The organism is Streptomyces sp. NPDC058955 (assembly GCF_042741435.1).
GTDB lineage: Bacteria > Actinomycetota > Actinomycetes > Streptomycetales > Streptomycetaceae > Streptomyces.
In genome coordinates, this window is sequence record NZ_JBHYKM010000046.1 from 1 (window position 1) to 7,885 (window position 7,885).

7 protein-coding genes are annotated in these 7,885 nt (G+C 76.5%); 2 read left to right on the plus strand and 5 right to left on the minus strand.

Annotated features, from left to right (window positions below; translation table 11 throughout):
- On the minus strand, positions 1–2,171 hold a 2,171-nt coding region (locus tag ACFW1I_RS19170), incomplete at its 3' end, for a BTAD domain-containing putative transcriptional regulator (protein ID WP_384671227.1).
- A gap of 133 nt (positions 2,172–2,304) precedes the next feature.
- Between ACFW1I_RS19170 and ACFW1I_RS19175 the strand changes: the two genes are divergently transcribed.
- Both ACFW1I_RS19175 and ACFW1I_RS19180 read left to right on the plus strand, forming a co-directional pair.
- Complete coding sequence (locus ACFW1I_RS19175; protein WP_384671229.1) at positions 2,305–3,834, plus strand: MFS transporter; 1,530 nt, start codon at positions 2,305–2,307, stop codon at positions 3,832–3,834.
- Between the two features lie 147 nt (positions 3,835–3,981).
- Entirely contained in the window at positions 3,982–4,533 is a 552-nt protein-coding gene (locus tag ACFW1I_RS19180; RefSeq protein WP_384671232.1) for a hypothetical protein, read from the plus strand.
- A 123-nt stretch (positions 4,534–4,656) separates the two neighbouring features.
- Here the strand turns inward: ACFW1I_RS19180 and ACFW1I_RS19185 are convergent, their stop codons facing one another.
- From ACFW1I_RS19185 to ACFW1I_RS19200, 4 genes are all read right to left on the minus strand, one after another.
- Positions 4,657–4,998, minus strand: a complete 342-nt coding sequence (locus ACFW1I_RS19185) for a DUF5713 family protein (protein WP_384671235.1) — start codon at positions 4,996–4,998, stop codon at positions 4,657–4,659.
- Between the two features lie 63 nt (positions 4,999–5,061).
- Positions 5,062–5,838, minus strand: coding sequence for a GNAT family N-acetyltransferase (locus ACFW1I_RS19190; RefSeq protein WP_384671237.1), 777 nt, complete (start codon positions 5,836–5,838; stop codon positions 5,062–5,064).
- 124 nt (positions 5,839–5,962) lie between these two features.
- The gene (locus tag ACFW1I_RS19195; RefSeq protein WP_384671323.1) at positions 5,963–6,502 is read right to left on the minus strand and encodes a cupin domain-containing protein; all 540 of its coding nucleotides are present in this window, start codon (positions 6,500–6,502) and stop codon (positions 5,963–5,965) included.
- A 46-nt stretch (positions 6,503–6,548) separates the two neighbouring features.
- Entirely contained in the window at positions 6,549–7,769 is a 1,221-nt protein-coding gene (locus ACFW1I_RS19200; RefSeq protein WP_384671240.1) for a cytochrome P450, read from the minus strand.
- Positions 7,770–7,885 lie beyond the last annotated feature (116 nt).

The following is a 7,885-nucleotide window of genomic DNA, read 5'->3' on the forward strand; positions in this document are numbered from 1 at the left end:
GCCGGGGCGCCCCGGCCCCGCCGCCGCACGGACCAGCTGCGCGTGGGGGGGCGCCGCGGCGCGGACGCCGCCTCCCGGGCGGAGCCCGCGGAGTCGAGGGCGCCGCGCAGGTTCGCGGTCTCGTCGTCGAGGCGGCGCAGCCAGTACGCCTGCTCGGCGCCGCGCAGCAGCGGCTCGGCCCGCTCGGCGAGCCGCAGGTAGTGGGCCCGGTGCGCGCCGCGTACGGCCTCCGTCTCGCCGGCCTCGCGCAGCCGCTCCTCGGCGTAGGCGGCCACCGATTCGAGGAGGCGGTAGCGCACGGCGCCGTCCGGGCCGGCGGGCGCGGCGACGACGAGGGAGGCGTCGACGAGCCGGGCCAGGAGGTCGAGGACGTCGGCGGGGTCGGGCTCCCGTCCCGGCACGCCGGCCGACACCTCCTCCGCGGCGTCCAGGGTGCAGCCGTCGGCGTGCACGGCGAGGCGCCGCAGGACGGCCCGCTCGCCCGGGCCGAGGAGGTCCCAGCTCCAGTCGAGGACGGAGCGCAGGGTCCGCTGACGGGCGGGGGCGTCACGGGCGCCCACGGCCAGCAGCCGGAAGCGGTCGTCGAGGCGTGCCGCGACCTCGCGGACGCCGAGGGCACGCACCCGCGTGGCGGCCATCTCCAGGGCGAGCGGGATGCCGTCGAGCCGCCGGCAGATCGCCGCGACGGCGCCGGCCGTGGCGGTGTCCAGGGTGAAGCCGGGCGCGGCGGCGGTGGCCCGGGCGACGAACAGCTCCACCGCGCCGAACCGGCTGGGGTCGTCCGGGTCCAGGGGCTCCCCCGGCTCCGGGCGGGGCAGCGGCGGGACCTCGTGCAGGTGCTCGCCGGTGAGGCCGAGCGGGACCTGGCTGGTGGCGAGGATCCGCAGCGCCGGCGCGGCGGCGAGCAGGCGGGCGGCCAGCGCGGCGACCGGCTCGACGACGTGCTCGCAGTTGTCGAGGACGAGCAGGACGGGGGCGTCGCCGAGGGCCCGGGCGATCCGGTCGACCAGCGGCAGCGGGTCGGTGCCCGGGGCGGGCGGCACGTCGTCGCGGACGCCGGCGGCCCGGCCGACCGCTTCTCGGACCTCGGCGGAGGCGGTGTCCCGGCGCCGCCCGTCCCCGGCGCGGTCGAGGGCGGCGAGCTCCACGAGCCGTACGCCGCCGGGGAACGCGCCCGCCGCGCGGGCGGCCGCCACGAGGGCCAGCCGGGTCTTGCCGACCCCGCCGGAGCCGGTGAGGGTGACCAGCCGGCCGGTGCGGAGCAGGGCCCCGAGCTCCTCGACGGCGGCGTCCCGGCCGATGAGGCCGGTGAGCGCGGCGGGCACGGCAGGGCCGGAGGCGGGCGCGGGGGCACGGACGGGTGCGGGGGCGGGGGACGCTGCCCGGGGCGGGCCGCTGGTGGGGGTGCCGGCCGGCGCGGTGGTCAGGTCGGCGGACTGGGTGAGGATCGCCCGGTGCAGGGCGGCGAGTTCGGGGCCGGGGTCCACGCCCAGCTCCTCCGCGAGCCGGGTCCGCACCTCCTCGTAACCGGTCAGCGCCTCGCTCTGGCGGCCGGAGAGGTACAGGGCGCGGAGGTGGGCGGCGCGCAGCCGCTCCCGGAGCGGGTGGAGCGCGACCGGGCCGCCGAGCTCGTCGGCGACCTCGACGTGCAGGCCGAGGGCGAGGCGCGTCTCGGCGCGCTCCTCCAGGACAGAGAGCCGCTGCTCCTCCAGGCGGGCCGCGGCGACGCGCGCGAACTCCTCGTCGGCGAAGTCCGCGAGCGCGGGGCCGCGCCACTCCGCGAGCGCCTCACCGAGGAGCGCGGCACGGACGGCGGGGTCGACGGCGGCCCTGGCCCGCTCGGCGAGGTCACGGAAGCGGTCGGCGTCCACACTGCCGGGCGGCGCTTCGAGGACGTAGCCGGGCGGGCGGGAGACGAGCAGCCGGCGGGCGCCGGGCTCGGCGTCCTCCAAAGCCCTGCGCAGCCGCCACACCTTGTTCTGCAGCACACCGGCGGGCCGGGCCGGCGGGTCGTGCGGCCACACCTCGTCGACCAGGCGGTCGGCGGGCACGACCTCCCCACGGTGCGTCAGGAGGCAGGCGAGCAGGGCGCGGACCTTGGCCTCGGGGACCGTGACCCCGGCCCCGTCCTCCGTCCACACGGCCAGCGGCCCCAGCACTCCGAAACGCATGCCGATCACCCTAGATCACGCCGCCGACAGCGCGCCGGGAGAGAACCGAGAGGGGCCCGAGAGCGCCTCCCGGCAGGGTCGTCCCCGACGTCACCGAGACCACATTCCATCGACACATCAGGAGGGGACGACCATGTCCGTCATCTCACCGGTGGGCGCCCGGCCGCTCGCGGGGCGCCGGGAGCGGGCGGGGCTCGCCGTGCTGGCGCTGCCCACGCTGCTCATCTCGCTCGACCAGAGCGTGCTGTTCCTGGCGCTTCCGCACCTCGTGGAGTCGCTGCGGCCGACCGGCACCCAGTCCCTGTGGATCATGGACGCGTACGGGTTCCTCATCGCCGGCTTCCTCATCACGATGGGCGCGCTCGGCAACCGGATCGGACGGCGCAGGCTGCTGCTCGTGGGGGCCGTGGCGGTCGCGTCGACCTCGCTGCTCGCCGCGTACGCGACCAGCGCGGAGATGCTGATCGCGGCCCGGGCGCTGCTCGGCGTCGCGGCGGCCACGCTCATGCCCTCGACGCTGTCGCTGATCAACAGCATGTTCCACGACCCCGGGCAGCGCGGCCGGGCGATCGCGGTGTGGGCGGGCTGCTTCATGGCGGGCACGGCGCTCGGGCCGGTCGTCGGCGGGCTGCTCCTCGAACGCTTCTGGTGGGGCTCGGTCTTCCTCCTCGGCGTGCCGGTGATGCTGGTGCTGCTCGTCGCCGGGCCCCGGCTGCTCCCGGAGTACAAGGAGCCGGGCGGCGGGCGGCTGGACCTGGTGAGCGTCGTGCTGTCCCTCGCGGCGGTGCTGCCGGTGATCCACGGTCTGAAGGAGCTGGCCCGGCACGGCTGGGCGGTGGTGCCGCTGCTGACGCTGGTGGGCGGCGTGGCCGTCGGCGCGGTCTTCGTGGCGCGGCAGCGGCGGATCGAGCACCCGCTGCTCGACCTGGGGCTGCTGCGGGGCCGGGGGTTCGCGGCGGCGCTGGCCGTCCTGCTGGTCTCGATGATCGCCACCGCGGGCAGCTATCTGTTCATCACCGGATACCTCCAGCTGGTCGCCGGCCTGTCGCCGATGGAGGCCGGCCTGTGGATGGTGCCGTCGGCGGTCGCGTCGATCGTGGCGGCGCAGCTGGCGCCGACGCTGGCCCGGCGCTTCCCGGTGCACCTGGTGGTCGCGGGCGGGCTGCTGGTGGCGGCGCTGGGCTACGGGCTGCTGGTCCTGGTGGGGCCGGCGGGCGGGATGCCGCTGCTGGTCGCCGGTTTCGTGGCGGCGTTCTTCGGCGGCGGGCCGATCGGGGCGCTGGGCACCGCCCTGGTGGTGGGGTCGGCGCCGCCGGAGCGGGCCGGTTCGGCGGCGGCGCTCTCCTCGGTGTGCGGCGACCTCGGCGCGGCGCTGGGCGTGGCGCTCCTCGGCAGTCTCGGCACGGCCGTCTACCAGGGCACGGTGACGGTCCCCGAGGGAGTGTCGCCGCAGCTGGCGGAGGCGGTCCGGAACGGCGCGGACTCGGCGCTGGTGGCCGCACAGTCCCTCCCGGCGGGTACGGCGGAGACGGCCGGCCGGGTGCTCGACGCGGCCCGCGAGGCGTACACGAACGGGCTGAACGCGGCCGGCGCGGTCTGCGCGGTGATCGCCGTGGCGTCGGCGGCCATCGCGCTCACGACCCTGCGCAAGGCGTCCGACTGAGGACCGGGCGGGCCCGTCGCGGCCGCGGCCGGCCTCGTGGGCAACCATGGCCCGGCGACAGCGGTCTGATCATCTGTCGAGGTCGCCGCCGGGACGTGGCCTGCGACGGAATCCCACACCCCGGACCCTGCCGCGCGGAGGACCAGCATGAACGACGTCACCACCCCCCGGCCCTCCCCCGAGGCCCTGTCCGCACTGCTGGACGCCGACCGGACGCGGGCGCTCCGGGCGATCACGCCGCCGTGGCCGCCGTTCCTGCTGTCGGTGGTCTGCGCGGCCGCGGTGTGGGCGCCGGACGCGGGTCTCGCGCGGACGGTGGCGGTGCTGTCCATCGTGGCGCCGGGGGTGTGGATCCTGCTGCGGAACGGGGCGCTGACCCGGGAGGCGACCGTCTACGCGCCGGACGACCCGGAGGAGGAGGGCCCCGCGGATCCGGCCCTGGCCGCGCGGGTGGCCGCGCGGATGCTGGTGGTCACGAACGTCGTCGTCTCGGCCGCGCTCGGGGCGGCGGTGCTGTTCGCGCCGCTGACCTGGCTGCGCGTCCTGCTCCCGCTGTTCTGCCTGTGGGGTGTCGTCGACCTGTTCCTCCAGGCCCGGGCCCGCCGCCGGGCCCTCGCGGTGATCGCCCGGAGCGAGGGCGAGCCCTGGTACCCGGCGTACCGCGACCGGATCGAGGCGCGCCGGGCCGTCCTGAGCTGACGGCCCGGCTGCCGCACAGGCGCAGGCCCGCACCAGCCCGGGAGCGGGCCGCACCGGCACACGCCCGGGAGCGGGCCGACACAGGCCCGGGCCGGACCGGTCCAGGGCGCCGGCCGGGTGCCGTCACCAGTTCCTGGTGGCGATCAGGTCCTCCGGGTCCGCGTCGGCGAAGCCGTACGCCGCCGCGACGAACCGGAAGTCTCCGCCTATCTCCTCGCGCGCCACGGTCTCGATCTCGCTCCCGGCCGCCTCGAACTCCGCCTCCAGGCGGTTGAACTCGTCCGTCGCCGCCCGCGTCAGCCCGTACAGCGCCGCCAGGTCGGCGGGGCGCTCGGACTCGATCCGCTCGCAGAGCCGGAGCAGGATCTCCCGGCCCTTGTCCACGACGTGGTCGGGGAAGTACCCGTCCTCGTACAGGCCGCGCAGGAACGCGTGCTCCGCCACCCTCTCGTTCGCGATCGTCATGCGGGTCCCCTCCCGTGCGTGCTCTCTCCTCCCGATCATGCACCGGGGCACCGACAACGCCGCTCAGCCGTGCACGTACGGCGTGGTGGTGGTGAGCGGCACGAAGCCGAGGCGCTGCAGGATGGGGCGGCTGGTGGGGGCCGCGTCGACCTGGACGTACCGGTGGCCGTGGGCGGCGGCGACGCGGGCGCGGTGCGCGACGAGGGCGCGGTAGAGGCCCCGGCCGCGCCACTCCTGGACGGTGCCGCCGCCCCAGAGCCCGGCGAAGTCGGTGCCCGGGTACAGCTCCAGGCGGGCCGCGCTGACGGGGACGCCGTCGGCGAGGGCGAGGACGGCGGGGACGGTGCCGGGGTCGGCGGCCAGCCGGTCGAGGAGGCGGCGGCCGAGGTCGGAGCTGTCGGTGCCGAAGGCCCGCTCGTGGACCTCGACGACCTGCCGGACCCCCTCCGCGTCGGTGACCTCGCGGAGTTCGACGCCGTCCGGCAGCGCCACCGGACCGCCCTGGGCGCTGGCCTCGGCGACCAGCAGGGTCTCCGGCTCCTCGGCGGTGAAGCCGGCCGCGACGAGCCGCGCGCCGAGGTCGGCGGGGCCGTCGTGGCCGTACAGCTTCCATTCGAAGGGGACGCCCTCGGCGCGGTAGTGGGCGAGCTGGGCGGCGATGGCCGCGTCGGCGGTGTCGTCGTCGAGGCCGGACCAGAGGACGCCGTTCCAGGCGTGGGCGGGGCCGGTCTGGCGGACGACGGCGCCGGCGCGTTCGACGCGGCAGCCGGGTCCGTCGGGGCGCGCCGCCTGGCGCAGCTGCCGGTCGTACAGGTCGAGGAGGTGGGGTGCGTTGTTCATCCCCGCCATTGAAGATCGGCCCCGGGGCGCGGGCAACGCCTTTTCGCCCCGCGCCCCTCGGCCCTCGCCCTTCGCCCCTCGCCCTTCACCCCTCGGCCCGCCTTGGCCAGGGGCGGGCCGCCCGTCAGGTGCCGGCGTCGTGCCGGAGCGGGGTGATCTGGTCGATGTCGTACCGCACGCGGAGCCGTGCGATGGCGGCGTGGTCGACCTCCCCGCCGTCCCCCGCCTCCGCGAGGATCTCCATCAGCTCCTCGAAGTACCGCTCGTGGTCGGGCGGCGGCGACGCCTGGAAGAGCATCCGGGCGGGGGCGCCGGTGGGGTTGGCGAAGGCGTGCGGGCAGCCGGGCGGCACCAGGATCAGGGTGCCGGGGGTCGCCCGGACCGCCCGCTGTCCGGAGGCGGACTCCCACTCCCGCCAGCTGTCGCGGGTGCGGACGAGCGGTTCGAAGGCGAGGACGTCGAGTTCGCCGTCGAGGAGGTAGAACAGTTCCTCGCTGTGTCCGTGGGCGTGGGCGCCGACGTCGAAGCCGGGCGGGACGACGACCTCGAAGGTGGAGGCCGTACGGGAGTGTTCGCCGGTCACCTTGAAGGTGACGTGCTGCGCCGCGGTCGTCAGGGTGCGGCCCTGGCCGGGCGGGACGACGAGCCCGCCGGCGGCGCCGATGGCGGTGGCTGTCACGGGGTGCCTCCTCGTGTCGTGGGGGCGCCCGTCACCAGGTCACGGGAAGGGTCTCGGGCCCCCTGATGAGGGCGCCACGCTGCCAGCGGACGGCGTCCTCGGGGACGGCGAGCCGCAGCTCCGGGAAGCGCGTCCACAGGGAGGAGAGGAGGATCTCGGACTCGATGCGGGCGAGCGCGGAACCGGGGCAGTAGTGCGGTCCGTGGCCGAAGGCGACGTGCGGGTTGTAGGCGCGGTCGAAGTCGAGCCGCTCGGGCTCGGGGAAGACGTCCGGGTCGCGGTTGGCGGTCAGGTACGAGACGTAGACGGGGTCGCCGGCCGGGATGCGGACCCCGCCGACCTCGACGTCCTCGGTCGCGATCCGGGAGAGGCCGACGGCGTTGCGGTGCGGGATGTACCGCAGCAGCTCGTCGACGGCCTGCGGGATCAGCTCGGGTTCGGCGCGCAGCCTGGCGAGGTGTTCGGGGTGGGTGAGCAGCGCGTAGACCATGTTGGCGCTGTTGTTGCGGACGGCGTGGGCGCCGCCGATCTGGATGAGGACGGCGAGTCCGACGGCCTCGTGCTCGGTGAGCGTCCCGTCGTCGACGGCGTCGGCGAGGACGGCGGCGAGCTGGTCGCCGTCGGTGTCGTGGCGGCGGCCGATGAGCTCGGTGAAGTAGGCGCCCATCTCGGCCTTGGCCCGCTCGCTGGCCTCGCGGCCCGCGCCGGCGGAGATGATGGTGTCGGACCAGTGGGCCATGAGCGGCCGGTCGGCCTCGGGAACGCCCATCAGTTCGCTGACCATGGCCAGCGGGAAGGGCCGGTTGACCGACTCCATGAGGTCGGCGGGCGCGCCCTGCTCCGCCATCCGGTCGAGGAGTCCGTCCATGACGTCCTGCGCGTGGTCGCGCAGCGAGCGCAGGGCGCGGGCGCTGAAGGCGCGGGCGACGACGCGGCGCATCCGGGTGTGGTCCGGGGGGTCGGCGAAGCCGACGGCGCCCTCCATCGGGATGAAGTGGGGGGCGAGCCGGGTGATGGAGCGGCCCCAGACGGCCTGGCGGCTGAAGCGGGGGTCCACGGAGACGAACTTGACGTCCTCGTAGCGGGTGACGAGCCAGGCGTGGCCCTCGCCGTGCGGGAGCCGGACGCGGGTGACCGGGTCCTCGTGGAGGAGTCTGGCGAGCGTCGGGTCGAAGTCGAGGCCGGTGAGGTCGGGCACGGCCCAGAAGTGGATCTCGGGGGTGTCGGCGGTTCCGGGGGCGGTGGTGGTCACAGCGTCACCCCCGCGGGGGCGGTGGGGTGCGGGACAGGCATGACGTTCGCTTTCGTGCGGGCGCGGGGGGGGGGGCCGCGCGGGGTTGCCCGGGGGGGGGCGGGCGCGCGGGCGGG

What these genes read in the sequence shown, in the direction of transcription:
- ACFW1I_RS19175 (WP_384671229.1), top strand. Translation starts at nt 2,305, where the DNA reads ATGTCCGTCATCTCACCGGTGGGCGCCCGGCCGCTCGCGGGGCGCCGG.
- ACFW1I_RS19180 (WP_384671232.1), top strand. Translation starts at nt 3,982, where the DNA reads ATGAACGACGTCACCACCCCCCGGCCCTCCCCCGAGGCCCTGTCCGCA.
- ACFW1I_RS19185 (WP_384671235.1), bottom strand. Translation starts at nt 4,998, where the DNA reads ATGACGATCGCGAACGAGAGGGTGGCGGAGCACGCGTTCCTGCGCGGC.
- ACFW1I_RS19190 (WP_384671237.1), bottom strand. Translation starts at nt 5,838, where the DNA reads ATGAACAACGCACCCCACCTCCTCGACCTGTACGACCGGCAGCTGCGC.